General features: G+C 73.0%; 21 protein-coding genes and 1 pseudogene. 5 read left to right on the top strand and 17 right to left on the bottom strand.

Annotated features, from left to right (window positions below):
* Window positions 1–49: 49 nt before the first annotated feature.
* The 4 genes from AB0H32_RS12420 to AB0H32_RS12405 all read right to left on the bottom strand — a co-directional run bounded on the left by AB0H32_RS12420 (window position 50) and on the right by AB0H32_RS12405 (window position 7,366).
* Window positions 50–895 (bottom strand): hypothetical protein, encoded by an 846-nt coding sequence (locus AB0H32_RS12420; RefSeq protein WP_361118408.1) that lies wholly within the window; start codon window positions 893–895, stop codon window positions 50–52.
* A gap of 67 nt (window positions 896–962) precedes the next feature.
* The gene (locus AB0H32_RS12415) at window positions 963–5,189 is read right to left on the bottom strand and encodes a molybdopterin-dependent oxidoreductase (protein ID WP_361118405.1); all 4,227 of its coding nucleotides are present in this window, start codon (window positions 5,187–5,189) and stop codon (window positions 963–965) included.
* Between the two features lie 289 nt (window positions 5,190–5,478).
* Window positions 5,479–6,141, bottom strand: a complete 663-nt coding sequence (locus AB0H32_RS12410; protein ID WP_361118402.1) for an NAD(P)H-binding protein — start codon at window positions 6,139–6,141, stop codon at window positions 5,479–5,481.
* Between the two features lie 196 nt (window positions 6,142–6,337).
* Window positions 6,338–7,366 carry an EamA family transporter gene (locus AB0H32_RS12405; protein ID WP_361118399.1) on the bottom strand — a complete coding sequence of 343 codons (1,029 nt, stop codon included), beginning with the start codon at window positions 7,364–7,366 and terminating at the stop codon, window positions 6,338–6,340.
* A 78-nt stretch (window positions 7,367–7,444) separates the two neighbouring features.
* Here AB0H32_RS12405 and AB0H32_RS12400 point away from each other — a divergent pair, with 78 nt between their 5' ends.
* The gene (locus AB0H32_RS12400; RefSeq protein ID WP_361118500.1) at window positions 7,445–8,359 is read left to right on the top strand and encodes a LysR family transcriptional regulator; all 915 of its coding nucleotides are present in this window, start codon (window positions 7,445–7,447) and stop codon (window positions 8,357–8,359) included.
* A gap of 44 nt (window positions 8,360–8,403) precedes the next feature.
* Here the strand turns inward: AB0H32_RS12400 and AB0H32_RS12395 are convergent, their stop codons facing one another.
* The 6 genes from AB0H32_RS12395 to AB0H32_RS12370 form a co-directional block, all read right to left on the bottom strand.
* On the bottom strand, window positions 8,404–8,739 hold the full coding sequence (locus tag AB0H32_RS12395) for a hypothetical protein (RefSeq protein ID WP_361118397.1): 336 nt from the start codon (window positions 8,737–8,739) through the stop codon (window positions 8,404–8,406).
* Between the two features lie 133 nt (window positions 8,740–8,872).
* Window positions 8,873–9,913 (bottom strand): cytochrome d ubiquinol oxidase subunit II, encoded by a 1,041-nt coding sequence (locus tag AB0H32_RS12390; RefSeq protein WP_361118394.1) that lies wholly within the window; start codon window positions 9,911–9,913, stop codon window positions 8,873–8,875.
* Window positions 9,910–11,361: a cytochrome ubiquinol oxidase subunit I gene (locus AB0H32_RS12385; protein ID WP_361118391.1), complete on the bottom strand. Its 1,452-nt coding sequence runs from the start codon at window positions 11,359–11,361 to the stop codon at window positions 9,910–9,912. Before AB0H32_RS12385 ends, AB0H32_RS12390 begins: the two co-directional genes overlap by 4 nt.
* 35 nt (window positions 11,362–11,396) lie before the next feature.
* The gene (locus AB0H32_RS12380) at window positions 11,397–12,236 is read right to left on the bottom strand and encodes an SDR family oxidoreductase (RefSeq protein ID WP_361118389.1); all 840 of its coding nucleotides are present in this window, start codon (window positions 12,234–12,236) and stop codon (window positions 11,397–11,399) included.
* A gap of 201 nt (window positions 12,237–12,437) precedes the next feature.
* Window positions 12,438–14,027 (bottom strand): GMC family oxidoreductase, encoded by a 1,590-nt coding sequence (locus tag AB0H32_RS12375; protein WP_361118386.1) that lies wholly within the window; start codon window positions 14,025–14,027, stop codon window positions 12,438–12,440.
* 159 nt (window positions 14,028–14,186) lie between these two features.
* The gene (locus tag AB0H32_RS12370; RefSeq protein ID WP_361118497.1) at window positions 14,187–15,104 is read right to left on the bottom strand and encodes a cyclase family protein; all 918 of its coding nucleotides are present in this window, start codon (window positions 15,102–15,104) and stop codon (window positions 14,187–14,189) included.
* 265 nt (window positions 15,105–15,369) lie between these two features.
* Between AB0H32_RS12370 and AB0H32_RS12365 the strand changes: the two genes are divergently transcribed.
* Window positions 15,370–15,822, top strand: a complete 453-nt coding sequence (locus AB0H32_RS12365; RefSeq protein WP_361118494.1) for a hypothetical protein — start codon at window positions 15,370–15,372, stop codon at window positions 15,820–15,822.
* A gap of 492 nt (window positions 15,823–16,314) precedes the next feature.
* On the opposite strand, the gene AB0H32_RS12360 is transcribed toward AB0H32_RS12365, so the two are convergent.
* From AB0H32_RS12360 to AB0H32_RS12350, 3 genes are all read right to left on the bottom strand, one after another.
* Window positions 16,315–17,157, bottom strand: a complete 843-nt coding sequence (locus tag AB0H32_RS12360) for an ABC transporter permease (protein WP_361118383.1) — start codon at window positions 17,155–17,157, stop codon at window positions 16,315–16,317.
* Complete coding sequence (locus AB0H32_RS12355) at window positions 17,154–18,101, bottom strand: ATP-binding cassette domain-containing protein (RefSeq protein WP_361118380.1); 948 nt, start codon at window positions 18,099–18,101, stop codon at window positions 17,154–17,156. Before AB0H32_RS12355 ends, AB0H32_RS12360 begins: the two co-directional genes overlap by 4 nt.
* A 191-nt stretch (window positions 18,102–18,292) precedes the next feature.
* Window positions 18,293–19,075 carry an MBL fold metallo-hydrolase gene (locus AB0H32_RS12350; RefSeq protein WP_361118377.1) on the bottom strand — a complete coding sequence of 261 codons (783 nt, stop codon included), beginning with the start codon at window positions 19,073–19,075 and terminating at the stop codon, window positions 18,293–18,295.
* A gap of 102 nt (window positions 19,076–19,177) precedes the next feature.
* Between AB0H32_RS12350 and AB0H32_RS12345 the strand changes: the two genes are divergently transcribed.
* Window positions 19,178–19,780, top strand: a complete 603-nt coding sequence (locus tag AB0H32_RS12345) for an ABATE domain-containing protein (RefSeq protein WP_361118374.1) — start codon at window positions 19,178–19,180, stop codon at window positions 19,778–19,780.
* Between the two features lie 220 nt (window positions 19,781–20,000).
* Here the strand turns inward: AB0H32_RS12345 and AB0H32_RS12340 are convergent.
* Window positions 20,001–20,162: pseudogene (locus AB0H32_RS12340) on the bottom strand (M55 family metallopeptidase); the annotation flags it as partial.
* A 103-nt stretch (window positions 20,163–20,265) separates the two neighbouring features.
* Between AB0H32_RS12340 and AB0H32_RS12335 the strand changes: the two are divergent.
* Both AB0H32_RS12335 and AB0H32_RS12330 read left to right on the top strand, forming a co-directional pair.
* On the top strand, window positions 20,266–20,547 hold the full coding sequence (locus tag AB0H32_RS12335; RefSeq protein WP_361118371.1) for a hypothetical protein: 282 nt from the start codon (window positions 20,266–20,268) through the stop codon (window positions 20,545–20,547).
* Between the two features lie 99 nt (window positions 20,548–20,646).
* Complete coding sequence (locus AB0H32_RS12330; RefSeq protein WP_361118368.1) at window positions 20,647–22,485, top strand: phosphatidylglycerol lysyltransferase domain-containing protein; 1,839 nt, start codon at window positions 20,647–20,649, stop codon at window positions 22,483–22,485.
* Here AB0H32_RS12330 and AB0H32_RS12325 read toward each other — a convergent pair.
* The 3 genes from AB0H32_RS12325 to AB0H32_RS12315 all read right to left on the bottom strand — a co-directional run bounded on the left by AB0H32_RS12325 (window position 22,469) and on the right by AB0H32_RS12315 (window position 26,249).
* Window positions 22,469–23,737 carry an ArgE/DapE family deacylase gene (locus AB0H32_RS12325; RefSeq protein WP_361118365.1) on the bottom strand — a complete coding sequence of 423 codons (1,269 nt, stop codon included), beginning with the start codon at window positions 23,735–23,737 and terminating at the stop codon, window positions 22,469–22,471. The genes AB0H32_RS12330 and AB0H32_RS12325 overlap by 17 nt on opposite strands.
* Window positions 23,738–24,102: 365 nt before the next feature.
* Window positions 24,103–25,515 (bottom strand): HAMP domain-containing sensor histidine kinase, encoded by a 1,413-nt coding sequence (locus AB0H32_RS12320; RefSeq protein WP_361118362.1) that lies wholly within the window; start codon window positions 25,513–25,515, stop codon window positions 24,103–24,105.
* Window positions 25,515–26,249: a response regulator transcription factor gene (locus tag AB0H32_RS12315; protein ID WP_361118359.1), complete on the bottom strand. Its 735-nt coding sequence runs from the start codon at window positions 26,247–26,249 to the stop codon at window positions 25,515–25,517. Before AB0H32_RS12315 ends, AB0H32_RS12320 begins: the two co-directional genes overlap by 1 nt.
* Between the last annotated feature and the right edge of the window lie 97 nt (window positions 26,250–26,346).

Here is a 26,346-nt window from a genome sequence, read left to right as displayed (position 1 = left end):
CGGTGCGTGACAACGCCTCCCGCCGACGCTTCCGGGCCGGGGCGGCGGGTCAGCGTCGGGGCTGGTGGAAGACCGCGAGGTCGATGACGAACCCGAGGCCGTGCGCAGCATGCTGGTCGAGCGTTCGCACCAGGGCGGCGACGGCTTCCTCGCGATCGGGTGCCGGGACGTCGGCGACCCGGACGGTAACCTTCTGGGTGGGCGGGTCGAGACGGCTCACCTGGGCGGTGACGGGCTGGTCGTAGACCGTCCAGCACTGGAACTCGACATCGCGGTACCGGCCGTCGGCCAGCGAGGCCGCCAGCACGTCAGAACCGCCCATGAGCGGCTCCCGCCTGCCGTCCGCCGTCTCACGGGAGCCGAAGAGAGCGCCGGTGAGCGGATGCGTGACCGAGAGGCCCGCGGCGCCGAGCTGCTTGATCATCACTTCGCTCGAAGCTCTCGTCAGCGTCGGCAGGTACCGGACGAAGAACGGCTCCAGGGCATCGTGCTGTGCGCCGGCGGAGGGGGCCGGGGCGAAGTGTTCGTGGAAGATGTCACGGGCCCGCTCGCGGGAGAGGGCGGGGCTGACGTGGCCGTTGCCCCGGATGTGGGCGGTGAACTCGGCGGGGAGCGCGATGTGATGGCGGCGTACGTAGTGCGCCAGCTCGACGGGCCACAGCCAGGTTCCGTCGGTGACCAGCGACCCGGCGCCGGGAATCCACCCGTCACCGGTGATGACGTCCCGCTCCGCCCCCATGACGGAGTAGATCTCGGTGGACGATTCCAGGTAGGCGACGATCCGGTCCTCGTCCCGCTCCCCGGCGGTCCTGACCGCTTCGCGCAGGGAGGGAGCGGCAGCCGACGGGGCACTGTGGTCGCCGAACTCCCGGTAGAAGCCCACTCGCTTGATCATCGTCTCTCCGGTCGGACCGTCGCCTCGGTCCGGCCCACCGTAGTGGTGGGGCTCGGGCCGGGCACGGTCAGTACACGTCGCGCACGTAGCGCTTGTCGGCGGCCAGCTGTTTGAGGTAGGCCGCCGCCTCGGCCTCGTCCAGGCCGCCGTGCACGGTGGCGATCTCCCGCAGGGCCCGGTCGACGTCCTTGGCCATGCGGGCGGCGTCTCCGCAGACGTAGAAGTGGGCGCCGTCCCGCAGCCAGGACCACAGCAGCGGACCGTGTTCGCGCATCCGGTCCTGGACGTAGACCTTGGCACGCTGGTCGCGGGAGAACGCGGTGTCCAGGCGGGTGAGCGTGCCCCCGGCGAGGAACGCGGCCAGCTCCTGCTCGTAGTAGAAGTCGGTCGCCCGGTGCTGCTCGCCGAAGAACAGCCAGTTCGGGGCGCGGTGGCCGCGGGCCCGGCGCTCCTCCAGGAAGCCGATGAACGGCGCGATGCCGGTCCCGGGGCCCACCATCACCGCCGGTGTGGCGGGGTCGGCGGGCGGACGGAAGTGCGGCGCCCGCTGGACACGGACCGGCACCGGGGTGCCGGGCTCGGCGTCGGCGAGGAAGGGCGAGCACACGCCCTGGCGGGGGCGGCCGCCCAGGTTCTCGTAGCGGACGACGGAGACCGTCAGCGACACCAGGTGGGGGTCGGTCAGGGGGCTGGAGGATATGGAGTACAGCCGGGGCTGCAGCCGCCCCAGCACGTCGGCCCAGTCCTGGGCCCCGGCCCGGATGCCGAACTCGGCGGCCACGTCGACGGCCTGGCGGCCCCAGGACCACTGCGCCAGCCCGCCCTTGTTGTCCGGCCGCAGCAACTTGCGCAGCTCGCGCGGGTCGCGGGCCCGGTCGGCGGCGAAGCGCAGCAGGTCGGGAGTGATGCGGGTGATGTCCAGGTGGCGCAGCAGGGCCTCGGCGAAGGGCACGTCCTGGGCGTTCTTGACCTGGACGACCGCGTCCGCGTCCAGGCCGGTGACGGCCAGCCACTCCGTCACCAGCCGGGGCGAGTTGACCGGGTGCACCGCCAGGGCGTCCCCGGCCTCGTAGACCAGCGGGGTGTCGCTGTCCCGGGCGTCGAAGGTGAAGCGCCGGACCTCCTTGCCCGCACCGGGCAGGCTCAGCAGGCGGTTGCCGGTGAGGCGGGCGGTGGCGGGGACGGGACGGCCCGGCCGGAGAGCCGCCGGGGCGGCGGGGGCCTGCGCGGAGGCCGGGTCGGGTGCCGATCCGGGTTCCGGCCGCTCGGGGCTCTGCAACGCGGTGAGCACCTGGTCGAGCCAGGCTCCGGCCTCGGTCTCGTAGTCGGGTTCACAGTCGGTGCGCGGGGCCAGCCGTACCGCCGCCAGCTCCTCCATACGCCGGTCCAGGCGGCGGCCGTGGCCGCAGAAGTCGTCGTAGGAGGAGTCGCCGAAGGCCAGGACGGCGTAGCGCCTGCCCTCCAGGCGCGGGGCGTCGGGCGCGGCGAGGGCGTCCCAGAACCCCGTGCCGTTGTCGGGGGCGTCGCCGTCGCCGAAGGTGCTCGTGATCAGCAGCAGATCGGCGTCCGAGGGCAGGCCGGCGGGATCCGCCTCCTCCATGGGCAGGAGGGAGGCGGGGTGGCCGTCCGCGGTGAGCCGCTCGGCCGTGGCACTCGCGAACTCCTCGGCGTTGCCGGTCTGCGACGCCCAGAGGATCACGATCTGGCGGCGGGGCGCGGCCGGGGCGGCCGCTCCCGGGCGGGCGCCGGCACCGTACGCGGTCGAAGGTGCCGCCTCGGCCCTGGAGTACATCCCGGCCAGCACGCCGTTCACCCACAGGGCGTGCTCCGGGCTGAAGGGGGCGTCCGGCGGCAGCACCGGTACGCCCGCGGCGCCCGACGGAATGCCGGCCAGGAAGCCGGTCAGATACCGGCGTTCGTGTGCGGCCAGGACCGGCGGCGGTCCCGGCTCCAGCCCGAACGGAGGGGGAACGGACGCGGGGGCGAGGACGGCGGGAGGCGGGACCTCGCTGGACGCGGGGGCGGCGGGAGGCGGGACCTCGCTGGACGCGGGGGCGGCGGGAGGCGGGACCTCGCTGGACGGCTGGACCGTGGCCGCGGTTCCCACCGGCGCCGGGCCCCGCACCGTCACCGGGGTGGCCACCTTGGTCAGCGACACCGCACACACCTTGAACTCGGGCTGGAAGGAGAGCGGGTCGACGGCGTCGCTGGTCACCGCGTTGACGCTCAGGTACTCCCCGAACAGGTCGTTCCAGTGGAACGGCGCGAAACAGCAGCCGGGCCGCACCCGGTCGGTGACCACCGCGGGCAGCACGGCCCGCCCGCGGCGCGAGGCGACCTCCACCGAATCGCCCTCGACGACGCCCAGTTCGGCCGCGTCCTGCGGGTGCACCTCCACGAAGGGGCCGGGGTTGAGCTTGTTCAGCTTGGCCACCTTGCCGGTCTTCGTCAGCGTGTGCCACTGGTGCTGGAGACGGCCGGTGTTGAGCAGGTACGGGTAGTCGTCGTCGGGCATCTCCGCCGCCGGGATGTGCGGGCGGGCGTGGAACACGGCTCGGCCGGTCGCGGTCGGGAAGACCGGCGAGCCGTCCTCGCCGACGTACCGGACCGGGTTGCGGTCGGGGCCGTCGGCGCTCGCCGCCGGCCACTGCACGGGCGTCTCCCGCAGCCGCTCGTAGCCAGCACCGCGCAGGTCCCAGCCGGTCGCCGGGTTCCAGGCGCGCTTGATCTCCTCGAATACTTCCTCGGCGCTGTCGTACGCGAATCCCTTCTCGTACCCCATCGCGCGGGCCACGGCGGCGATGATCCGCCAGTCCGCCGTCGCCTCGCCGGGCGGGTCGACGGCCGGCCGGGCGAGGGTGAGGTTGCGCTCGCTGTTGATCAGGACGCCCTCGGTCTCGGTCCACAGCGCGCCGGGCAGGACGACATCGGCGTAGGCGTTGGTCTCCGTCTCGGCGAACACGTCCTGCGTGACGACGAACTCGGCGGCCTCCAGGCCCTCGATGACCGTCCTGCGGTTGGCGACGGAGGCGACCGGGTTGGTGCAGATGATCCAGCACGCCTTGATGTCCCCGTCGGCCATCTTCCGGAACATCTCGACCGTGCCCCTGCCGACGCCGTCGGCGCGCAGGGTGCCCGGCTCCAGCTCCCACAGTTCCTCGACGAAGGACCGGTCGGCGTCGACGAGGACGGAGCGCTGTCCGGGCAGGCCCGGCCCCATGTAGCCCATCTCCCGGCCGCCCATGGCGTTGGGCTGGCCGGTGAGGGAGAAGGGCCCGCTGCCGGGGCGGCAGATCGCGCCGGTGGCGAGGTGCAGGTTGACCAGGGCGTTGGTGTTCCAGGTGCCGTGGGTGGACTGGTTCAGGCCCATCGTCCAGCAGCTCGTCCACTCCCCCGCCTCGCCGATCAGGCGGGCCGCCTCCCGGATGTCCTCCTCCGGGATGCCGGTGGTCTCGGCGACGGCGGCGGGCGGGTGGTCGGCGAGGAATGCGGGCATAGCCTCCCAGCCCTCGGTGTGGGCGGCGATGAAGTCGGGGTCGGTGTGGCCGTTCTCGTGCAGCAGGTGCAGCAGCCCGTTGAGCAGCGCGAGGTCCGTGCCCGGCTTGATCTGCAGGAACAGGTCGGCCTTGTCGGCGGTGGCGGTGCGCCGGGGGTCGACGACGATCAGCCTGGCGCCCGCCGATTTCACCCGGTCCATCATCCGCAGGAAGAGGATGGGGTGGCAGTCGGCCATGTTGGAACCGATGACGAGGAAGACGTCGGCCTTGTCGAGGTCCTGGTACGAGCCGGGCGGCCCGTCCGCGCCCAGCGAGAGTTTGTAGCCGGTGCCCGCACTGGCCATGCACAGCCGGGAGTTGGACTCGATCTGGTTGGTCCGGACGAAGCCCTTGGCCAGCTTGTTCGCGAGGTACTGCGCCTCCAGGCTCATCTGCCCGGAGACGTAGAGGGCGACCGCGTCGGGCCCGTGCTCGTCGACGATCGCGCGCAGGCGGCGCGCGGTCTCGGCGACCGCGTCCGCCAGGGGCGCGGGCTGCGGCTCCTCGCCGCGGTCCGGCCGGACGAGGGCGGTGGTCAGCCGGCCCGGGGCGGCAAGCATGTCCGCGGTGGTCGCGCCCTTGGTGCACAGCCGGCCGAAGTTCGCCGGGTGCTCCTTGTCCCCGCTCGCCTTCAGGACCGTACGCCGCCCGTCCGGTCCCCTGCCGACGTCGAGGACCATGCCGCAGCCCACCCCGCAGTACGAGCAGACGGTCCGCACCTTCGTCGTGCCCTCACTGCGCGAGCCCGGCGCGGCCACGGGCGCCCCCCTTCTGCTCTGCTCGCCTGATCTCACCCTTCGCGACCGTACGAACCGCTCATTACGCGGGTGTCTCCGCACCCGATCACGAGGGGTTAAGCCCACCGCACAGGGCCGGGCGCGCGGATGTGAGCACGGGGCCGGGCGGGCCCGACATGAGCACCCGACCGGGCGGGCCCACGTGAGCACCCGATCCGGCGGGCCGATGTGAGCACCCGACTCGGCGGGCCGATGGGAGCACCGGACCGGGCTCACGGCGCCGCGGGCTCGGCACCGGCGTGGATCCCGGTCAGGCGCCGGCAGGCCGGTGGACGACGGTGATGTGGCGCTCGGGCCCGGGGGTTTCGAGTTCGTCGAGCACGGCGACGGCCAGGTCCTCGGCGCTGATCCACGACTGCCCGTCGGCGGTGGTGAGCAAGGTGTCGGTGCCGCGCCGGTAGCGGCCGGTCCGCTCACCCGGTTCGAGCCGGGCCGGCGGGCTCAGATAGACCCAGTCGGCACCGGCATGGGCCCGGCAGGTCCGCAACTGGGCCGTCCCGGCAGCGGCTACGGCCTTCACCTCGGCAGGCACGTACACGGGATTGTCGGCGACCGGCAGATCGCGGTCACCGGGGCTGCGCAGCGCACCGGCGCCGCCGACGACGAGGACGCGGATCCCACGCCGTGCGGCAGCGTCCAGCACCGTACGGGTGGCGCCGACCAGGAAGTCCCGGTCGGCCGGCACGGTCCGCACGGTCAGCACGACGGCGTCCGCGGCACCGTGCGAGGCGGAGCCAGCGAGCGCCTCGCCCACGGCATGCGCGTCGTTCACATCGACCGCGACCGATGTCACGTCCGGGTCCCCGCCCGCGGGCCTCCGGGACATGGCGAGCACCTGGTGTCCGCGTGCACCGGCCTCGGTGATCACCCGGCTGCCGACCATCCCGGTGGCACCGAGCACGGCGATCGTCATGCCGGCTCCCGGTCGATGTGCCCCCGCCGAGTGTGCCCCCATCGGACCTGCCCCCGTCGAGCGTGTCTTCTGCGAGCCCGTCCCCTTCGGGTCTGTCTTCTTCGAACCTGTCTTCTTCGAGTCCGTCTTCATCGAATCCGTCCTTCTCAAGTCTGGCGTCCGCGGACCTGGCCCTCGCGGACCTCGTCTTCCCGGGTCACGGCTTCTCGCATCTCCTCTCCTCCGGTCTCGTCTCCTCCCCTCTCGTTCTCCTGGCTGCGGCCTCGGCTGCGGTCCCGGCTGTGTTCTCCCGTTCTCCCGCCTGTCTGCCGCGCGCGATGCGGCCCGGCCGGCGCGGAGGTCCGAGCTGGGCGGCGAGCAGGGCGGCCAGGGCCAGGACGAAGCCGAGGGTCTGGAGCAGGCTCAGCGATTCACCCAGCACGACGCCGATGGCGGTCGCGACCAGCGGAGACAACAGCACCAGGGGTGCGGACGCGCCGACCGGCAGCTGTCCGATCCCGCGGAACCACAGGGTGTAGGCGATCAGCCCGCCCATGCTGCCGAGCCACAGGTAGCCGCCGGCGGCTCCGGCGTCGATCCGCTGCGGCACCCCTTCGAAGGCGAGCGTGAGCGGGAGCAGCAGCAGGCCGCCGACCGTCAGTTGCCAGCCGGCCAGGGTGAGCGGGCCGACCCCTGCCGGTCGGCCCCAGCGCTTGGTGAGGACGACCCCGCCGGCCATGGTGGCCGTGTGGCCGAGGCCGGCGAGCACCCCGACGGTGTCCAGGTGGGCCCGCGGGCCGAGCACGACGAGTCCGACGCCGATCACGCCGGTCACACCCCAGGCCAGTCGCCAGGCGGTCGGCCGGTCGCGGAGCACCGCGACGGCCAGGCCTGCGACCAGCAGTGGCTGGGCGGCGCCGAGGGTGGCGGCGACGCCGCCGGGAAGTCGTTCGGCCGCCAGGAACAGCAGGGGCATCCCGCCGATGTTGAGCACGCCGAGGACGGCGGCCTTCCACCACCAGTCCGCGCGTGGGAGCACCCGGGTGAGCGCCAGTGCCAGCAGCCCGGCGGGCAGGGCGCGCATCAGCCCGGCGAACAGCGGGTGCCCGGGCGGGAGCAGCCGCGTGGTCACGACGTAGGTGGTGCCCCAGGAGGCGGGAGCGAGTGCGGTCAGTGCGACGGTCGCCGCCTGCTGCACGTACGAGGTCCGTGACAGGCCCGACGACCGCTCGGTCGGGGAGTGCATGCGTTGAAGTGTCCGCAGCTCCCGTCATGAATCCAACGCATGCTTGTCATCCCAGCCATGAAGCAGAACGATGGATGTGTGGACCTCCAGCAGATGCGCTACGTCGTCGCCGTCGCCGAGACACGCAATTTCACCCGCGCCGCGGAGCGCTGCTCCGTGGTGCAGTCGTCGCTCAGTCACCGGATCGCCGGACTGGAACGGGAGCTGGGCGTCAAGCTGTTCGCCCGGTCCAGCCGCCGCGTCGAGCTGACCAGCGCCGGAGCGGCGTTCGTGGCCGGGGCGCGCGAGTGCCTGGCCGCTGCCGACCGCGCGGCCGCCGACGCCGTTGCCGCGACCGGCGTGGTGCGCGGCCGGCTCGCGGTCGGCGTGATCGTGACGACGGCTGCCGTCGACGTACCCGAACTGCTGCAGCGGTATCGCGCCCAGCACCCGGGCGTCCGCGTCGCCCTGCGTTCCGGACGCAGTGACGACCTGGTGGCGGCGATCCGCGACGGCGACCTCGACATCGCCTTCCTCGGCCTGCCGGAGAACGAACCGCCCTTGGGTGTCGACACCGTCGTGCTCGATCACGACGAGCACGTCCTGGTGGTGCCGGCCGGGCACCGGCTGGCGGGTGCCTCCCGGGTCACGCTGGACGAGATCGCCGGGGAGACATTCGTGGACTTCGTGTCCGGGACACCCGCTCGCGCCCAGTCCGATCAGGCGTTCGCCGCCGCGGGCCTGGTCCGCGACGTCGCGTACGAGGCCGGTGTCGTCGAGCTGATCACCCGGCTGATCGCGCGCGGGCTCGGCATCGCGCTGCTGCCGTCGGCGTTCATCCGGCCGCTGGCGGCCGGGGACCACGAACTGGCGCTGGTCCCGGTGACCGGCGGGCCGCGCCGCGTGGAGTATCTGGCGTGGGGCCGGTTCAACCCGAGCCCCGCCACCCGGGCGATGCTCGACGTCCTCGGGGTCCGGCCGCCGTCAGCGGCGCCCCGGCCGGGTACTGCGTGACCCGTGCCTTCGCGCGCACGCGGTGACCGGCCTGCGCCCGCAGGTCATTCGGGTGCGATGGAGAAGCTGCGCCACAGGCCGGTGGACCTGACCACCTCGTCCGACGACTGCATGCTCAGGTAGATGCTCGTCCCGCCCGGCGGCGCCGTGCAGTCGGGTGTGGTGTACAGGAGGATGCTGCTCTGCGTGTAGTTGTCGACGTGGGTCACGCCCTCGCTGAAGGGGTGGCACCCGTGGACCGACGGGTTCGTGATGCTCTCCACCAGTCTGACACCGCTGTGCGCGGTGATCTGGCCTCCCGCCTGATCCTGGCAGGCGGCGAGGACTATGCCGAGCAACGCGATACCGGTGAGCGTGGCCAGCGGCCGTGAAGCACGCATCGGGCCTCCTGTGCCGGGACGGGAGCCTGGAACGTCCTTTCGCCACCACTATCCGCCAAAAGGGGCGGGCACGCCCGGCGGAGGACGACCGCCCACGGCCCACACGAGAGGGCACGGTCACCTCCTCACCGGATCAGCTCTCGCCGTCGGCCCCCGAGCCCCGCAGGTCGGCGTCGGTGAGGCCCTCCAGCTCGCCACGGGTGTCCAGCCGGTAGAGCAGGGCGACCGCGGGGATGACGAACACCAGGGCGACGAACGTGACGAACGCCAGCCAGCGCAGCGTGGTGTGCGCGCCTGCGCCCTGGGCGACGGTCAGCGAGGTCGGGACGAGGTAGGGGCGCTGCGCCATGCCCCAGGCGATGACGGCCGACGCCACCACGCCGACCGCGCTCACCCGGGCCCAGGCTCCGGAGGGGCGCATCAGCAGCCATGCCGTGGCGAGCGTGGCCAGCACGGCCACGACGACGAAGACGAGCCCCACGCCGTGGGTGAGCCCGTGCCACACATGAGGCGCGTCCCCGTGGGTGACGACCAGCGTGATCACGGCGAGGACGGCGACGGCGGCGAGGGCGCCCAGGGCCCGCCGCCGGAAGTGGCCGTCCAGGTCGGGCACGGCGAAGCGGCGGGCGTCCGCGGCGAGGAAGACGGCGCCGAGCAGTGCCGTGGCCGCGACGGCGAGCAGTCCGAAGAGCACGGATGTGGGGTTGGCCCAGGCGTCCGTCGACGCCGTCGCGCTCGCCGTCACCCGGCCCGAGGCCACTCCCCCGGCCGCGGCGCCCAGGAAGAACGGCGTCAGCAGCGAGGAGATCGCGAAGACCGCTCCGTACAGGCGTCGGCCGGCCAGCCGCCGTGCCGGTTTGCGCAGGGCGAAGCCGGCGCCGCGCAGGACGATGCCCACGGCGGCCAGTGCCAGGGGCAGCCACATCGCCGTGAACACCCGCTGGAAGAGGACGGGGAAGCCCGTCCACATGATGACCAGGACGAAGATCAGCCAGACGTTGTTGACCTCCCAGACGGGCTCCATGGCGTGGTCGATCAGCCATCGCGGACGCTTGCCGCGTTCCGCTCCGCCCGCGGTCAGGTCCCAGAAGCCGGCTCCGTAGTCGGTTCCGCCGGCGCAGGCGTAGGCGGCGATCGCGAGCAGCAGGACGACGGCGATGACCCCGGCGATCACGGCCTGCTCCCGGCGGAGCGCGGCCCGTACGGTGTGTCCGTCTCCGGGGTGTCCGTCTCCGGGGTCTCCTTCGGTGCCTCCGGACCGCCCGTCCTGTCGGCCTGCCGCCAGCGGGAGCGCATCTTCAGCAGGATCACCAGGAACGACCCGAACACGAAGACGTACACCGCGACGACCAGCCCGAACATGATCCACAGGCTGGTGGAGCGCGTCGCCGTCACCGCCTCCGCGACCCGCATGTTCTGGTAGACGATCCACGGCTGGCGGCCCACCTCGGTGGTGATCCAGCCGCATTCGACGGCCAGGACGGAGGCCACGCCCGCGCACGCCGCGGCGCGGTAGAACCAGGGGGAGGCGGGCAGTCGGCGGCGGCGCAGCCACACCAGGGCGTACCAGAGCGCGAGCAGGAGCAGCAGGGAGCCGAGGCCGACCATCGCGTCGAACGCGAAGTGCGTGATGGTCGCCTGGGTTGCGGTCGGCCGGTCGTCGGCCGGCACCGAGGTCAGACCGGTCACCTTGGTGTCCGGCCGGAAGCCGGCCAGGATGGAGTCGAGCTGCGGGATCTTGATGCCGCCGGAGATGGTCCCGTTCGGGTGCAGCCGGCCGAACAGGTACTCGGGCACATGGGTGTCGGTCTTCCAGACGATCTCCATCGCGGCGAACTTCACCGGCTGCTTGTGGAACACCTGCCGGGCGATGGAGTCGCCCAGCATGAACTGCAGCGGCGTGCACACCGCGGCGAGCGTGAAGGGGATCGTGAAACCGAGCCGGTGGTAGCGGTCGCGGCGGCCGCGCAGCCAGCCCATGGCGTAGACGCCCGCCGTGACGTAGCCCGCCGTGACGAACATCGCCATGACGAAGTGCCAGTACTCCGGGCCGAACATGGGCGTGAAGATCGCCTTGCGGACGTTCACGTCCATGGGATTGCCCGCGGCGTCGAGGGTGAAGCCCCGGGGCGTGTTCATCCACGAGTTGGCGGCCAGGATCCCGAAGGCACCGAGCAGGGCGACGAGGGGAAGCGGCAGCGCGAGCAGGAAGTGGGCGCGGGAGGGAAGTCTGCGCCAGCCGTAGAGATAGATGGCGATGAGGACGGCTTCCAGGAAGAACGCCCACGCCTCCACCCCGAAACCGAGGCCGAAGACATCGCCCCAGCGGCCCATCATGCCCGGCCACAGCAGCCCGAACTCGAAGGAGAGCACGGTGCCGGTGACGACGCCGATGGCGAACTGGACGGCCATCACGGCCGACCACCGCCGGGCCAGGAGCAGGGCGGTCGCATCGCCGCGGCGCAGGCCGTGGCTGTGCATGATCAGGGTGATCAGCGGCAGCGCCACGCCCAGCGGCACCAGGATGATGTGGGACGCAAGGGTGAAGGCCATCAGCGATCTGGCCGGAAGCATCTGCGCGGGCGCGGGCGCAGGTGCCAGCGCCGCCATCACGGTGTGCATACGGGTCTCCCCGGGGCCGACGCGAGTGGGTGGGGTCAGCCGCCGGTGGCGAAGCCGGGGAAGAGCGTCATGCCGCCGTCGACGTAGAGGGTGGCTCCCACGACGTAGTCCATGAGGTCGGAGGCGAGGCCGACGACGGCGTGGGCGATGTCGTCGGGCTCACCGACCCGGTCGTAGGGGATCAGCCGCAGGAGATCCCGCTCCGCCTCGGGCGTCTCCCAGGCGTCGCGGTTGATGGGGGTCTTGATGGCTCCGGGGGCGACCGCGTTCACACGGATCTTCTTCGGGGCGAGCTCCTGGGCGAGGGTCTCCATCATCATCTGGACGCCGCCCTTGGACGAGGCGTAGTTGACGTGACCGGCCCACGGGATGATCTGGTGCACGGAACTCATGCAGATGATCTTCCCGGCGGCGCGGGACACCTCCGGGACGACTCCGCGGCGCAGGAACTCCTTGGTCGCCTCACGGGCGCACAGGAACTGCCCGGTGAGGTTGACGTCCAGGACCTTCCGCCACTGGGCGAGAGTCATCTCGGTGAACGGGGCGTCCCGCTGCAGTCCGGCGTTGGCGACCAGGATGTCGATGGTGCCGAACTCCTGGACCATCCGGTCCGTCATGGCGACGACCTGGTCCTCGTCGGAGACGTCCGCCTCGTAGGCCGCGGACCGCACTCCGAAGGCGGTGATCTCCTCGACCACCTGCTCGGCGTCCTCCCGGCCGGCCACGTAGTTCACCACGACGTCGGCCCCGGCCCGGCCCAGGGCGACGGCAGTCGCCCGGCCGATTCCGGAGTTCGCGCCGGTGACCAGTGCCTTCTGGCCCTTCAGCAGATGTGCGGGGATCACGCCCTGCGGTGCGCCCTGGGTGGAACTCACGATGCCCTGCTCCTCCACTACGTGCCCGTCCGGCCGGGCCCGGGGCCCGGGGTTCGGGCTTCAGACAAGCACCGGGGAGGGGCGGCGGCATGCCGGGGCGGACGGTGTTGCGCTGCCCGGCCGAGGATCTTCGCCCGGTCGGGGGCGGGGCGCGGGACCGGGCGGAGGCGGGACGGCGGGCGGCGGGCGGCGGGCGGCGGGTCAGCCCAGCCGCTCCACCAGGTGGTCGCCCACGCGCAGGGCGTTCGCGATGGCCGTCAGGGACGGATTGACCGCGCCGATGCTCGGGAAGAAGCTCGTGTCGACGACGTAGAGGTTGTCCAGGTCGTGGGCCTTGCAGTTGACGTCCAGGGCCGAGGTCGCCGGGTCGGTCCCGAAGCGCACCGTGCCGGCCTGGTGGGCGGTAGCGCCGATCGGCATGCCCTTGTGCAGGTAGATGCTGCGGGACAGCAGCTTGTGCTCGTGCATGCCGAGATGACCGAGCATGTGCTGCAGCTTGTGCCGCAGGCGCTCCAGACCGGCGATGTTGTTCGTCTCGTCGAGCGTGAGCCGGATGCGGCCGTCGCTCTCCAGGGTCACCCGGTTGTCCGGCTGCGGCAGGTCCTCTCCGCACAGCCAGAAGTCGACGGCGTGATGGGCCAGCACCTCGAAGGGCATGTCCGGTGCCACCGCTCCGGCCCAGCGCGGGGCCTGGCCGTGGATCTGCTCGGCGTCCGACTTGCCGAGCATCTGGATCCCGCCCAGGGGGTAGTCCCAGTCGTCCGCGCCCAGGTACCAGTCGTGCAGGGCGAGCGTCTTCTGGAACTGGGTGTCGTTGGGCTCCTTCGAAACGGCCATCAGCGCAAGGTTGTTGTGCCGCATGTAGTGGCGGCCGACGACGTCCGAGCTGTTCGCCAGTCCGCGCGGATGCCGGTCGCCGGCGGAAGCGAGCAGCAGGGCGGCGGAGTTGACCGCCCCGCAGGCCACGACCACGATGTCGGCCGAGAAGCGGGCCTCCTCCTCGCCGGGGAGCCGGGCGACGACCGTGGTGACGCTGCGGCCGGAGGGGTCGGTCTCCAGCCTCGTCACATGGGCGTTGGTGAGCAGTTCGACATTGGGGTGCCGCAGCGCCGGCTCCACGCAGATGACCTGGGCGTCGGACTTGCCGCGGACCAGGCAGGGGAAGCCGTCCACCCGGTTGCAGCGGATGCAGACGCTGGAGTGGGTGGCCCGGCCGTGCTCGTCCTGGGTGAGGTCGACGCCGATCGGCAGGTGGAAGGGGTGCAGTCCCTGCTTCTCCAGGTCCTGGCTCAACTGCTCGATGCGCGGCTCGTGTTCGACCGGCGGATAGGCGTACTGCTCGCTGTACGGCCCCTCCCAGGGATCCTCGCCGTGCCGGCCGTGCACCAGGTAGAGGTGCTCCGCCTGGGTGTAGTACGGCTCCAGGTCCTCGTAGCCGATGGGCCAGGCGGGCGAGATGCCGTCGTGGTGGCGCAGTGCGCCGAAGTCCTGCGGGCGCAGCCGGAACAGCGCCGCGCCGTAGAACTTGGTGTTGCCGCCGACGTAGTAGTTCACCTCGGGCGGGAACTCGTTGCCGTGCCGGTCGAGCCAGAACTCCGGGGCGCGGTACTTGCCCTTGACGAACACCGCCGTCGAGTCCCAGTTGTCGCGTTCGCGCCGCAGGTAGTCCCCGCGTTCGAGGACGAGCACGCGTTTGCCGGACGGGGCGAGGCGGTGGGCGAGCGTGCCGCCCCCTGCCCCGGTGCCGATGACGATGACGTCGTAAGGGGGCAGGGAATCCACGGCAACCACCGTCCTTGCTCGTGCGGTCCGCGGCCGTTGCTGGCTCTCCCCCCTTCGAACGTACGCGCCCCGCGGCCGCGCGGCACCTGGAGCGTTCCCCGCACCGGCACGGTCGCGGAACGGCGGTGACGAAACGAGGGTCACAGAACAGGGGTCGCGGAACGGGGGTCACAGAACGGCGATCGGGTTCACCGGGGAGCCGGTCGCCGCAGGAAGCCGCAAGGGGGCCACCACGCACAGGAAGTGCCAGCGGCCCTGCTGTTCGCACACCGGCACCAGGTCCTCGAAGTCCAGCCAGTCCAGCAGATGCAGTCCCAGGGCGTTGACCGCCAGCACGTGCACGGGAAACGGGACCTCGGCCACCGCGCTGGGCGCCGCGTCGCTGTTGCCGTCCGAGCCCAGGACGGACACGCGCCGCTCGGCCGCAAAGCGCATCGCCGTCGGGTGCAGACCCGCCCGCACCCGGGTCACGTCCCACGCGCCGAGTCTTCGGCGCCTGAGACGGTGTCCCACGCGCACGAACAGCAGGTCGCCCGGCCCGACCCTCGTCCGCTGGGCGGTCTCGGCCGCGACGAGGTCCTCGGCCGTCACCTGATCGCCGGGGTCGAGCCACGGCACACCGCGCAGCCGCGGGATGTCGAGCAGGACACCGCGGCCGACGATGCCGTCGCGCACCAGGTCGAGCGTGAGCGCGCCGGCGCCGTCCGGCGTCACGGTGCTCGCCGGGACGCCGCCGTACAGCTCGCCGTCGAACATCACATGGCACAGCGCGTCGAGATGGCTGTCGACGTCCCCGTGCACGTTCATCGCGAACCGGTCGCGGGCGAACGCAAGCCCGTGCCCGGCGGTCTCCTCCCGGTGCGTCGGTGCCGTCATCGTGTGGGAAGCGGGCTCGGGATCGTCGGGACCGGCCCGGGTCTCGACGGGCGCGGCCAGCGACACGGTGCGTCCGCACCGGACCTCGGCGGCGGCCGCCGTCACCCGCTCGGGTGTGAGGAGGTCCAGCGCGCCACGCCGGTGCTCGCCGGCGTCCGCGGCCTGGTTCCGCAGGCGCCGGTACAGGTCCCGGAAGGCGGCTTCGGACAGGGCGTGCGATGCCGCCGGACGCGCGGGCACGGGCTGTGGGTGCGGCTGCGGGTGCGAGGTCACCGGGTACTCCTCCTCGTCCGGTCCCTCCCTCCCGTTCATTGCAGCACCCGGCCGAAGGCCCCGCATGCGCGGGTGGCTCGGCGTGCAGGCCACGGCGGCGGCGCCTTCACTGGGGAGGGAAAAGGCCGGACGGCTCAGGACTCGCTGGAGGTGCGGTATGGCAGGGCACAGGACACGGGGGGCGGCAGGGGCGGCTTTGGCCGTGGTCGTCGCGGTCGCGGCGGGAGGGTGCTCCGGCAGTTCCGGAAACTCTTCCGGCGCCGCCAGCAAGGCGGCTTCGGCGGCGTCCTCGGCCGCCGCGTCCCTCGCCTCCAAGGGAGCCGACGCGCTGGCCTCGGCGTCGGCGCAGGCCAAGAGCAAGCTCGACGAGGTCAAGAACGGCGTGAAGGCCAAGGACGACGTGACGCTCGGCACCGTCGCCATCGGCGGCGACGGCAAGGCGACGGCCAAGGTGACCGCCAAGAACACCGCCGATGCCGCCAAGTCCTTCGCCGTCCAGGTCAATTTCACGGACAAGAGCGGCAATCTGCTGGACGTGACCGTGGTGACCGTCAAGGACGTGGCCGCGGGCGCCTCCGGCGAAGGCACGGCCACCAGCAACCGCAAGCTGACCGGGGACGTGCACGCGGCGGTCGGCTCGGCCCTGCGCTACTGACCGCGACCGCCCGGGCGCCGACGAGGCGCACGACACCCCGCAGGCCCGGCGCGACTGCCGCAGCCGCCCGTGCAGGGCGGGGCGGTACAGGGCCGGGCCGTACAGGGCCGCCGTACAGGGCCGGGCCGGCCGGGCCCCGGGCTGACACGGCGGGCTGTACAGGGCAGGCTGCGCAGGCCGCGCTGTGCAAGGCCGCTGTGCAAGGAGACGAAGAGGGGCGACGCCCGCAAGCACGCGGCCGGGCGTCGCCGCGCCCAGGGTGCCCGTGCCGCACGCCGCGCACCCGCACCCGCACCCGCACCCGCACCCGCACCCGCACCGACCGTCGGTGTACCCGCCCCGCGTGTCGGTGTACCCGCACCGCACGACAGCGCACCCCCGCCGACCCTCGACACACCCACACCACCATCGGCGCACCCCCGGCCGACCCTCGACGCGCCCGCACCGCACGCCGCACCCGCCCCGCACGCCGACGCACCCCCGCTGCCCACGTCAGGCGTCGCTGCGCAGCAGCCGGTATGCCGCCCCCGCCAGCGCGAGTGCCGTCCAGCCCAGGAAGACCAGCAGGCCGGCCAGGGGGGCGAGGGTGGTGGAGTCGTGGGTCAGGGCGAACATCGCCTGACCCGCGTTGCTCGGCAGGTAGGGGCCGATGTCGTCGTGCCAGGAGCTGGGCAGGAGCGAGACCAGGCCGGGGATGAGCATCAGGGTGGCGACCAGGAGCGAGATGCCTGCGGCCACCGAGCGCAGCAGCGCACCGAGCGCGATGCCGATCACGCCGACCAGGCCGAGGTAGAGCCCGGCGCCCAGCAGGCTGCGGACGACCCCGGCGTGGGTCAGGCCCAGCGCGGCGGGGGTGCCGGCGACGATCCCGCTGCCGGCCAGGAAGGCGGCGAACGAGCCGAGGGTGCCGACGACCAGCGCGACCAGCCCGAACACGGCCGCCTTGGACCACAGGACGGGCAGCCGGCGCGGTACGGCAGCGAGCGTGGAGCGGATCATGCCGGTGGAGTACTCCCCCGCCATGACCAGCACACCGAGGACCCCGAGGGCCAGTTGGGCGAAGTTGGTGCCGAAGAGGGACAGGCTCACGGCCGTCGCGCGGGCGAAGTCCCGGTCCATGCGGGGGGTGCCGAACATGAACTTGTAGCGGCTCGCGGCGATCAGCCCGAAGGCGAGGAGGAACAGCAGACCGAGGCCCAGGGTGATCCAGGTCGAGCGCAGCGACCACAGCTTGGCCCACTCGGAGAACAGCACGCGCCGTCCGGTCACCCGGTAGTCGGGGCGTGCGGGGGGTGCGGTGCGGGACGGTTCGGCGGTGGCGGCAAGGGTGCTCATGCGGTCCTCCCGGCGGTCTCGGGGATCTCGATGCCGGTCGTGGAGCCGTGGTACTCCACGGCGTCCCGGGTCAGGTCCATGAAGGCCTCCTCCAGGGAGACGGTCCGCGCGGTCAGCTCGAACAGGGCGATCCCGTGCTCGGCGGCCTTCAGCCCGATCTCGCGGGCGCTCACCCCGGTCACCTGCAGTTCCTCGGAGCCGACGCGGCCGGTGATGGCGACGCCCGGCCCGGCCAGCACGTCCCGCAGCCGCGTCGGGTCCTGGGTGGCCACCTTCACCGTGTCGCCGCCCGCCTCGCGGACCAGGTCGCGCACGGTGGTGTCGGCCAGCAGCCGTCCCCGGCCCACGACGATCAGGCGGTCCGCCACCAGCGCCACCTCGCTCATCAGGTGGGAGGAGACGAACACCGTCCGGCCCTCCGCCGCGAGCGAGGTCAGCAGGGTGCGGATCCAGCGCACGCCCTCCGGGTCCAGGCCGTTGACCGGCTCGTCCAGCATCACCGTCTGCGGATCGCCGAGCAGCGCCGCCGCGATGCCGAGCCGCTGGCCCATGCCGAGGGAGAAGGCGCCGGCCCGCTTGCGCGCCACGCTGCCGAGACCGGCCAGCTCGATGACCTCCTCGACCCGGCGGCACGGGATGCCGTGGGTGAGGGCGAGGGCCCGCAGGTGGTTGTGGGCCGTGCGGCCCGGGTGGACGGACCTGGCCTCCAGGAGTGCCCCGACCTCCTGGAGGGGTGCCCGGTGGCGGGCGTAGCGGCGGCCGTTGACGGTGACGGTGCCGCTGGTCGGGGCGTCGAGGCCGACAACCATCCGCATGGTGGTGGACTTGCCCGCGCCGTTGGGCCCCAGGAAGCCGGTCACCGTGCCCGGCTCCACGGTGAAGTCCAGCGCGTCGACGGCCGTCTTCTCCCCGTATCTCTTGGTCAGCTGCCGTGCCTCGATCATGGGCGCTCTTTCTCTCGGACCAGGGCGTGCGTCGCGTCCGACGCCTCATCCGCAACGCTATGGCCCGAATCGCCCCGATTCCGTGATACCGAGGGCTGAACGGGGGCCCCACGAGTGACAGCGCGGCACGACGGCGCCGCGGAGCGACTCGGTCCAGCCGCCGAACGGCTCGGTCCAGCCGCCGAGCGGGCTCAGTCCAGCTGCAGCCGGTCCGCCAGCCCCGCCACGGTGAACGCCCTCACCACGTCCTGCCGCGTCTCGGTGAAGTGGGCCCAGCTGTCACAGTGGGCCGGGACCACCCGGCGGGCGTCCAGGAGCTGTGCGGCCCTCACGGTTCCGGCGCCGTCGAGGACGAGCAGGGCGTCGTCGAGGACGGGCATGCGGGGCGCACCGGCGAAGAGGACGGCGGTGTCGACGGGCGCGTACCGGTCGGCGATCTCCTGGACCAGCTCCAGGGAGGCGTTGTCGCCGCTCACGTAGACGCTCGGCAGGTCGGCGGAGGTCAGGACGAAGCCGGTGACCTCGCCCACGATCGGCTCGGAACCCTTGGGCCCGTGCAGGGCGGGCGCGGCGGTGACGGTGACGGTGCCGCCGTCGGGGCGGGGCAGCTCGGCGGACTCCCAGGGCGCGAGGGCCCGGGTGGTGCCGCCGAGGCGGCCGGCTGCGCTCGCGGTGGTGAAGGTGCGGGGCACCTCGGCGAGCAGGGCGCGGCCCGAGTGGTCGAGGTTGTCGGCGTGCTGGTCGTGCGAGAGCAGGACGACGTCGACGGGGCCCAGCTCGGTCCGGCCGATCCGGGGCGGGGCGGTCTTGACCAGGGTCCGGCCGCTGGGCGAGGGGTAGTCGCCGGGATCGTCGAAGGTCGGGTCGGTGAGGAAGCGGAGCCCGCCGTACTCGATGAGGACGGTCGGGCCGCCGAGGACGCGGACGGGTATCTGCTCGTTCGTGGCGTCGGGGGTCGGACCGGCAGCGGCCATGATCAGCACCTCACAGCATCGTCTCACGGATGATTAATGGTCTATCCGTGAAGGGACGTTAGCCCTTCCTCACGGATGGATGCAAGACGTACCATGAGATTCATGACTGGGAGCGTGACAGGCGAGCAGACGCCACCGCCCGCGCCGGGCGCGGAGCAGTACCCGTCCCTCGACCTCGCCAACAGCGCGGTCGCCCTGCCCGGCGGCCACCGCGCCGACCTGCTCGGCACGCCCGCGGCGGCGGACCGGTGGCTCGTGGAGCACGATCTGGCCCCGGCCGGCGCGGACCTCCAGGAGACCTGCGCGGCCCGGCTGCGGTCGCTGCGCGAGGAGATCCGCTCCCTGCTCGCCTCCCGGATCGAGGGCCGCCCCGCCCCGGGCAGCGCCCTGAACGCCGTCAACGAGGCGCTCACCCGCGCCCCTGCGGCCGCCCTGCTGCACTGGCACCCCGAGCGCGGCCTGTACCGGGCGGGATCCCACCCCACCACACAGATCGTGGAGCACGCCCTGGCGGCCCTCGCCGCCGACGCCGCGGACCTGCTCACCGGCACCGATGCCGACCGCCTCACCGCCTGCGGCTCCACCCCGTGCAACCGCTACCTGCTCCGGCACGGCCGCCGCCACTGGTGCTCCACCCGCTGCGGCGACCGCGCCCGCGCGGCCCGCGCCTACGCCCGCCGCGCGGCGCAGCCGCCCACCGAGTAGGCGCCGAGCGCCCCGAAGGGGCGCGGGGAACTGCGCGACCGGCCACGACGGCGCCGCAGACGCCCGACCGCACAGCGCGGCACATCCGGCGGCGCGTACCTGGCGGACCGGCACATCGGCGGACCGGCGGACCGGCGGACCGGCGGACCGGCGGATGATGCGCCGGGGCGGTTCGCCGAGCAGCCCTGACCGGTGAGCAGCGCACCGGCGGCTGAGGTCATGGGCCGTGGGCGCCGTTCACAAGTACGTCGCTCGGCCCGGCCGCCAGCGTGCCGCGCACGGCCGCATTCGCATCCTCGGCCATCATGGAGCGGCCCCGTCCGGAGTCCCGCCCGGCGGGCCGGACGTCGTCGGCGTCGACGAGCCCGGAGACACCCTCCATGTCCACGCCGCCGCAGATCCGCACGGCACCGACCCCAACCCGACCCTACGTATTGTAGGTTCCCAACCGCCAACGGCCACACGTCTGTTCAACGGGGGACACCATGCAGGACACCGAAACGGAGCCGAGCCCATCGGCGGACCTCGGCCCACGCAGTCTCGGCCCGACGCTGACCCTGCTGATCGTCAGCCTGGTCGTCGCCGCGGTCGGCGTCTACGAGCTGTGCGGCTTCGGACTGCACAGCCTCGACCGGCGCCCGCATCTGTTCAGCGACGGCCTCGCCACCGGCGGGGTGATCGTCGCCGCGGTGGCGGCCGGGGCGGCGGTGGGCAACCTGGCCTGGCTGCTGGCGGCCGCCCGGCGCAGCGCACAGGGCTCGGGATGAGAACCTGTGCACCGGGTATGCGCAAGCCCATGCCCCCGCTACCCTACGAGCTGTAGGGTCAGTGTTGCCCCGTCCCCTCCTCCCAAGGTGCCCGTCACCATGCCCGCGAGTCAGTCGATGCCCGCACGTCGCTCGACACCGATCACCCCACAGGTCCCCGCTCAGCGAAGGCCGCGCCTCTCCATCCCCACCCTGCCGTCCGGCGACAGCAGACTGCGGGGGCGCGCTGCGGCGGCCACCGTCTGGTACCTGCGGCTGCAGGCCGTGCTCAACATCGTCGCCGTCCTCTCGCTGCCGTTCCGCGAGGAGGTGCACGAGCACAACGCGGGCGAGTTCTTCACCCCGTACCTGGCCACCGCCGGCCTCGTCTCCGCGGCGCTCGCCCTGTTCCTCGCGGTGGTGATGCGCCGCCGCAAGCGCGCCGCCTGGGTCTTCAACCTCCTGCTCGCCGGCCCTCTGTTCAGCCTCTACGTCGTCGCCCTGACCCGCGCCCCCTACCGCGAGCACGTCTTCAACTGGCTCTCCGCGGCCCTGACCGGCCTGTTCGTGGCGGCCCTGCTGATCGGCCGACGCGAGTTCGACGCCATCGGCGACCGCTCCAACCCGCGCCTCGCGCTCGCCGTCGGCGCGGGCGGCACGCTGGTCAGCGGCACGCTCGGCACGCTGCTGGTGCACGCGACGAACACACTGCCCGGCGCCACCCTCAAGGACGAGATCGCCTACACCGTGCTGCGGGGTGTCAGCGTCGGCCCGCTCGCCGACCGGGTCGACGCCGTCCACGCCCCCCGCTGGGCGGACGTGATCGTCAACGTCCTGATCGCCGCGACCTTCCTCCTGGTGCTGTACGCCTGCTTCCGCGCCCCCCGCGGCGAGAGCCTGCTCGCCGAGGAGGACGAGCAGCAGCTGCGCCGCCTCCTCGACAAGCACGGCGAACGCGACTCCCTCGGCTACTTCGCGCTGCGCCGCGACAAGGCCGTCATCTTCTCCCCCAGCGGCAAGGCGGCCGTCACCTACCGCGTCGTCGGCGGCGTCAGCCTGGCCTCCGGCGACCCGATCGGCGACCCCGAGGCCTGGCCCGGCGCCATCGACGCCTGGCTGGCCGAGGCCCGTCGGCACGCCTGGACCCCGGCCGTCATGGGCGCGAGCGAGGAGGCGGGCACGGTCTACGCCCGCCACGGCCTGGACGCCCTGGAACTCGGCGACGAGGCGATCGTCGACCTCGCCGACTTCACCCTCGAGGGCCGGGCGATGCGCGTCGTCCGCCAGGCCCACAACCGCGTCCGCCGGGCCGGCTACACGGTCCGCATCCGCCGCCACGAGGACATCCCCGACGAGGAGATGGCCCTGCTCATCGACCGCGCCGACCACTGGCGCGACGGCACCACCGAGCGCGGCTTCTCCATGGCCCTGGGACGCCTCGGCGACGCCGACGACGGCCGCTGCGTGATGCTGGAGTGCCTGGACGCCGACGATGTGCCGCGTGCCCTGCTCAGCTTCGTCCCGTGGGGCGAGCACGGCCTGTCCCTGGACCTGATGCGCCGCGACCGCGACTGCGAGAACGGCCTGATGGAGTACATGGTCGTGGAGCTGCTCCTGCAGGGCGAGAAGCTCGGCGTACGGCGGGTGTCGCTGAACTTCGCCATGTTCCGCTCGGTGTTCGAACGCGGCACCCGCCTCGGCGCCGGCCCGGTCCTGCGCCTGTGGCGCTCGATCCTCACCTTCTTCTCACGCTGGTGGCAGATCGAGTCCCTCTACCGCGCCAACGCCAAGTACCGCCCGGTGTGGGAGCCCCGCTTCCTGCTCTTCGCCAAGAGCAGCGACATCCCCCGCATCGGCCTGGCCAGCGCCCGCGCGGAGGGCTTCCTCGCCCCGCCCACCCTGCCCGCGTTCACCCGCCGCCGGCAGCCGGCCGCCCCGGAGGTCACTTCACCCCGGTAGACCGCAGCACGGTGAGCGCCAGCGTCCGAGCCACCTCCATCACCTCGGGCACGGACACGCACTCCCGCGGGCTGTGCGCCACCCGCACGTCCCCGGGCCCGTACTGCAGCGTCGGAATCCCGGCCCCGGCATACAGCCTGAGGTCGCTCCCGTAGGGCGCCCCGCGCTCCCGGGGCCGGGCGGCCCAGCCGGCCGCGTCGGCGCAGGCGTCACGGACCTCGTCGCGCAGCGGATGCCCCTCCGGGAGGCGTCCGCTGGCGAACTGCCCGCCCGGCCAGCTCACGGTCGCCGGATGCTCCCGCAGCCACGGGTGGGCGGCGCAGGCCTCGGCCACGCAGCGCTCCAACTCGGCGCGCGCGTCGGCCGGTTCCTCACCCAGCCGGACGCCCAGCCGCCCCTCGGCGACCAGCAGGTCGGGCACGCTGCTCGCCCAGTCGCCGGAGCGCAGGGTGCCGACGGACAGGGCATACGGGATCGGGTACTCGGCCATCAGCGGGGAGGGGCCGGCGTTGCGGGACGTCTCCAGGCGGGTCAGCGCCTCGTGCAGCGGCATGTAGGCGTCGATCGCGCTGACCCCGGCGTCCCGCGAACTGGCGTGGGCCGCCTTGCCGGGCACGGTGAGGCGGAACGTCAGCGCGCCCGCGTTGGCGGTGATGAGCGTGCCGGCGGTCGGCTCGGTGATGACGCAGGCGTCCCCGCCGTGACCGCGTTTCAGGGTGCCGAAGGCGCCGATCCCGCCGTCCTCCTCGCCGACCACGAAGTGCACGGCGACCCGTCCGCGCAGCCGCACCCCGGCCGCCCGGACCGCGGCCAGCGCGGCGAGGTGCGCCACCAGTCCCGCCTTCATGTCGCAGGCCCCGCGCCCGTGCACGACGTCCCCGGTCACCCGCGGCACGAACGGATCCCCGTCCCAGGCGGCAGGGTCTCCGGGCGGTACGACGTCCACGTGCCCCTGGAGGATCAGCGTCGGCCCGCCCTCCCCACCCTCCGTGTGCCCCACCAGGCCCCAGGCCTCCTCGCGCGGTGCCTCCGTCCCGGGGAACCCCGGGTCGGCGAGGAGCGCGGGCAGGTCCATGGACCACAGGTCGACGTCGAGCCCGAGCCGCTCCAGCCGCCCGGCGAGGTGGTGCTGGATCTCCGACTCGGCGGCGCTGCCGGTCACGCTCGGAATCGCGATCAGCTCCAGCAGTGTCCGCCCGACGGCCGCCTCGTCGATGCACGCGAGAACGGCTGCCTCCTGATCACTGAGCACGGGGACTCCCCTCCCGAGACGGCTTCGGCTCAGATCATGGCCCCCACCGCGCCCCGAAAACACCCCTGCCCCCACCCCCGCCCAAACCCACCCGCGCCACCGAACCGGCCTGCGTCGCTGAACCCGACCGGCCGCTGAACCCGACCGGCCGCCGAACCCGACCGGCCGCACGACCCACAAGCCGCCGACGGCGATGAACCCCCACAGGGGCCACCGGCACCCGACGACGAAACCCGCACGGGTGGTGCGGGTGGGAAATCAAAAGGAATCGCACCGCAAGCCGCCGACGACGAGCACCCCCACAAGGGCCACCCGCACCCGACGACGAAACCCGCACGCGCGGTGCGGGTGGGCACACCAGGGCCTCAGCCCCCACCCACGGTGAACCCGATGACGGCTCCGCCACCCTCCCGCCGGAAGGCGAACGGCGCCCCACCATGCGCCATGGCAACCTCCCGCACGATCGAGAGCCCCAGCCCCGACCCCGGCAGCGACCGCGCATCCGCGGCCCGGTAGAACCGGTCGAAGATCCGGATGAGATCCCCCTCGGCGATACCGGGCCCCCGGTCCAGCACCTCGATGCGCACCGTCCCCGTCCGCGCGGGCCCCGAGACCCTGACCTCGATCGGCGCCTTGCCGCCCCGGTCGAACTTCGCCGCGTTCTCGACCAGGTTGGAGATGGCCCGCTGCAGCATCCCCGGCCGGCCGTCGGTCGTCGTGTCCCCGCTCGTGTGCAGCACGATCTCCCGCCCCGTGCGCCGCTTGGCCAGCCCCACCACGTCCTCGGCGAGGTCGGCCAGGTCCAGCCGCTGCGGCGGCTCCGTGTCGGACTGCCCGGCCGCGAGATCGACCAGCTCGTTGACCAGGTCGGTCAGCTCGCGGGCCTCCAGCGTGAGATCGGCGACGAGGTCCTCCCGGGTCTCGGGGGGCAGCTCGTCGATCCTGCGCAGCAGCGAGATGTTCGTACGCAACGACGTCAGCGGCGTGCGCAGCTCGTGGCCGGCGTCCTGGACCAGCCGCCGCTGGTCCTCCTCCGACTGCGCGAGGCGTCCCAGCATCCGGTCGAAGGCACGCCCGAGGCGCCCCACCTCGTCCAGGCCGGTGACCGGCACCTCGATCCCCAGCTGCCGGGTGCGGGCCACGTCCTCGGCGGCGGAGGTGAGGATCACCAGGCGCCGGGTGATCCGGCGCGCCAGCCACCAGCCGAACAGCCCCGCGGCCACCACGACGGCGGACATCAGGATCAGCGTCCGCTGCTGCAGCGCCCGCAGCAGGTCCTCGGTGTCGCTGAACTCCTGGGCGACCTGTACGGCGCCCTTCCCGTCGCCGAGCGAGACGGTGGCGATGCGGAACAGGTCCTCGCCGACCCGGACGTCCTTGTGCTGGTTGACTCTGCCGGCCGCCTGCGCGGTGGCCACGCCCCGGTCTCCGGGTGTGACGGGCAGCGCCGGGCTGCCGTGGTCGACGATCTGCCCCTGCGCGCCGAGCACCTGCACATCGGTGCGCGCGGGCCGGACCAGATCATGGCCGGGCCGGGAGGAGGAGAAGTCCTCGGGGACCATCTCGTGCTGCCGCACCTCGTCCCGCACGTCCTGCACGACCTGCGTGAACACCGACTGCTGATCGACCCGGACCAGGCGCGCCGCGGAGCCGTACGACAGGATGCCGACGAGGATGGTGACGGCGGCGGTGACGGCCGCGAAGGACACCGCGAAGGTGGTGCGCAGGGAGACCAGCCTGGGCCGGGGCCCGGACGGCGGCCGCCAGCGGCGGCCCACTAGTCCTCCCGCAGCACGTAACCCACGCCCCGCACGGTGTGGATCAGCTGCGCGGCGCCGGGCTCGTCCAGCTTGCGGCGCAGATAGCCGACGTACACGGCGAGGTTCTTCGAGCCGGGACCGAAGTCGTAGCCCCAGATCCGGTCGTAGATGGTGGAGTGGTCGAGCACGATCCCGGCGTTGCGCACCAGCAGTTCCAGCAGCTCGAACTCGGTGCGGGTCAGCTCCAGCTCACGCTGGCCGCGCCAGGCCCGCCGGGCCTGCAGGTCCATCCGGATCCCCGCGGCCTCCACCTGCCGGTCGGAGACCTGCACCTCCCGCCCGCCGTCGCCCGCGGGGGCCGCCCCTGCGCTGCCCGCGGGCACCGGGCTGGTCCGCCGCAGCAGCGCCCGCAGCCTGGCGAAGACCTCCTCGACGTCGAAGGGCTTGACCACGTAGTCGTCGGCACCGGCGTCCAGGCCCGCGATGCGGTCGGCGGTCTCCACCAGGGCGGTGAGCATCAGGATCGGGGTGCGGTCGCCCTCGGCACGCAGCACCCGGCAGACCTGGAGACCGTCGATGCCCGGCATCATCACGTCGAGCAGGAGGACGTCCGGCGGGGTCTTGTGGGCCTGCGCCAGCGCTTCCACGCCATCGGCCACCGCCGTCACCTCATACCCCTCCAGAGTCAGGGCACGCTCCAGGGCATGACGGATGGCACGATCGTCTTCGGCGAGCAGCACAGTCTGGGGCACATCCCCAGTCTGCCAAGGCCGGTGCCGGTTGGCCCGGGCCCGATGGCCCTACGATCACGCTTTTTACCGCCCTCTCACCGTCACACAGGCAACCGGG

The sequence above is a fragment of the Streptomyces sp. NPDC020362 genome (genome assembly GCF_040642095.1).
In the GTDB taxonomy this organism is placed as follows: Bacteria; Actinomycetota; Actinomycetes; order Streptomycetales; family Streptomycetaceae; genus Streptomyces.
The sequence above is the reverse complement of the archived record's forward strand: the minus strand, read 5'-3'. Positions and strand labels throughout refer to the sequence as shown.

Excerpts from the sequence above, each read along its gene's own strand:
- AB0H32_RS12350 (WP_361118377.1), bottom strand. The coding sequence starts at position 19,075 with ATGGCCGCTGCCGGTCCGACCCCCGACGCCACGAACGAGCAGATACCC.
- AB0H32_RS12410 (WP_361118402.1), bottom strand. The coding sequence starts at position 6,141 with ATGACGATCGCCGTGCTCGGTGCCACCGGGATGGTCGGCAGCCGGGTG.
- AB0H32_RS12385 (WP_361118391.1), bottom strand. The coding sequence starts at position 11,361 with ATGCACACCGTGATGGCGGCGCTGGCACCTGCGCCCGCGCCCGCGCAG.
- AB0H32_RS12345 (WP_361118374.1), top strand. The coding sequence starts at position 19,178 with ATGACTGGGAGCGTGACAGGCGAGCAGACGCCACCGCCCGCGCCGGGC.
- AB0H32_RS12355 (WP_361118380.1), bottom strand. The coding sequence starts at position 18,101 with ATGATCGAGGCACGGCAGCTGACCAAGAGATACGGGGAGAAGACGGCC.
- AB0H32_RS12360 (WP_361118383.1), bottom strand. The coding sequence starts at position 17,157 with ATGAGCACCCTTGCCGCCACCGCCGAACCGTCCCGCACCGCACCCCCC.
- AB0H32_RS12405 (WP_361118399.1), bottom strand. The coding sequence starts at position 7,366 with ATGCACTCCCCGACCGAGCGGTCGTCGGGCCTGTCACGGACCTCGTAC.
- AB0H32_RS12335 (WP_361118371.1), top strand. The coding sequence starts at position 20,266 with ATGCAGGACACCGAAACGGAGCCGAGCCCATCGGCGGACCTCGGCCCA.
- AB0H32_RS12330 (WP_361118368.1), top strand. The coding sequence starts at position 20,647 with ATGCCCGCGAGTCAGTCGATGCCCGCACGTCGCTCGACACCGATCACC.
- AB0H32_RS12420 (WP_361118408.1), bottom strand. The coding sequence starts at position 895 with ATGATCAAGCGAGTGGGCTTCTACCGGGAGTTCGGCGACCACAGTGCC.
- AB0H32_RS12395 (WP_361118397.1), bottom strand. The coding sequence starts at position 8,739 with ATGCGTGCTTCACGGCCGCTGGCCACGCTCACCGGTATCGCGTTGCTC.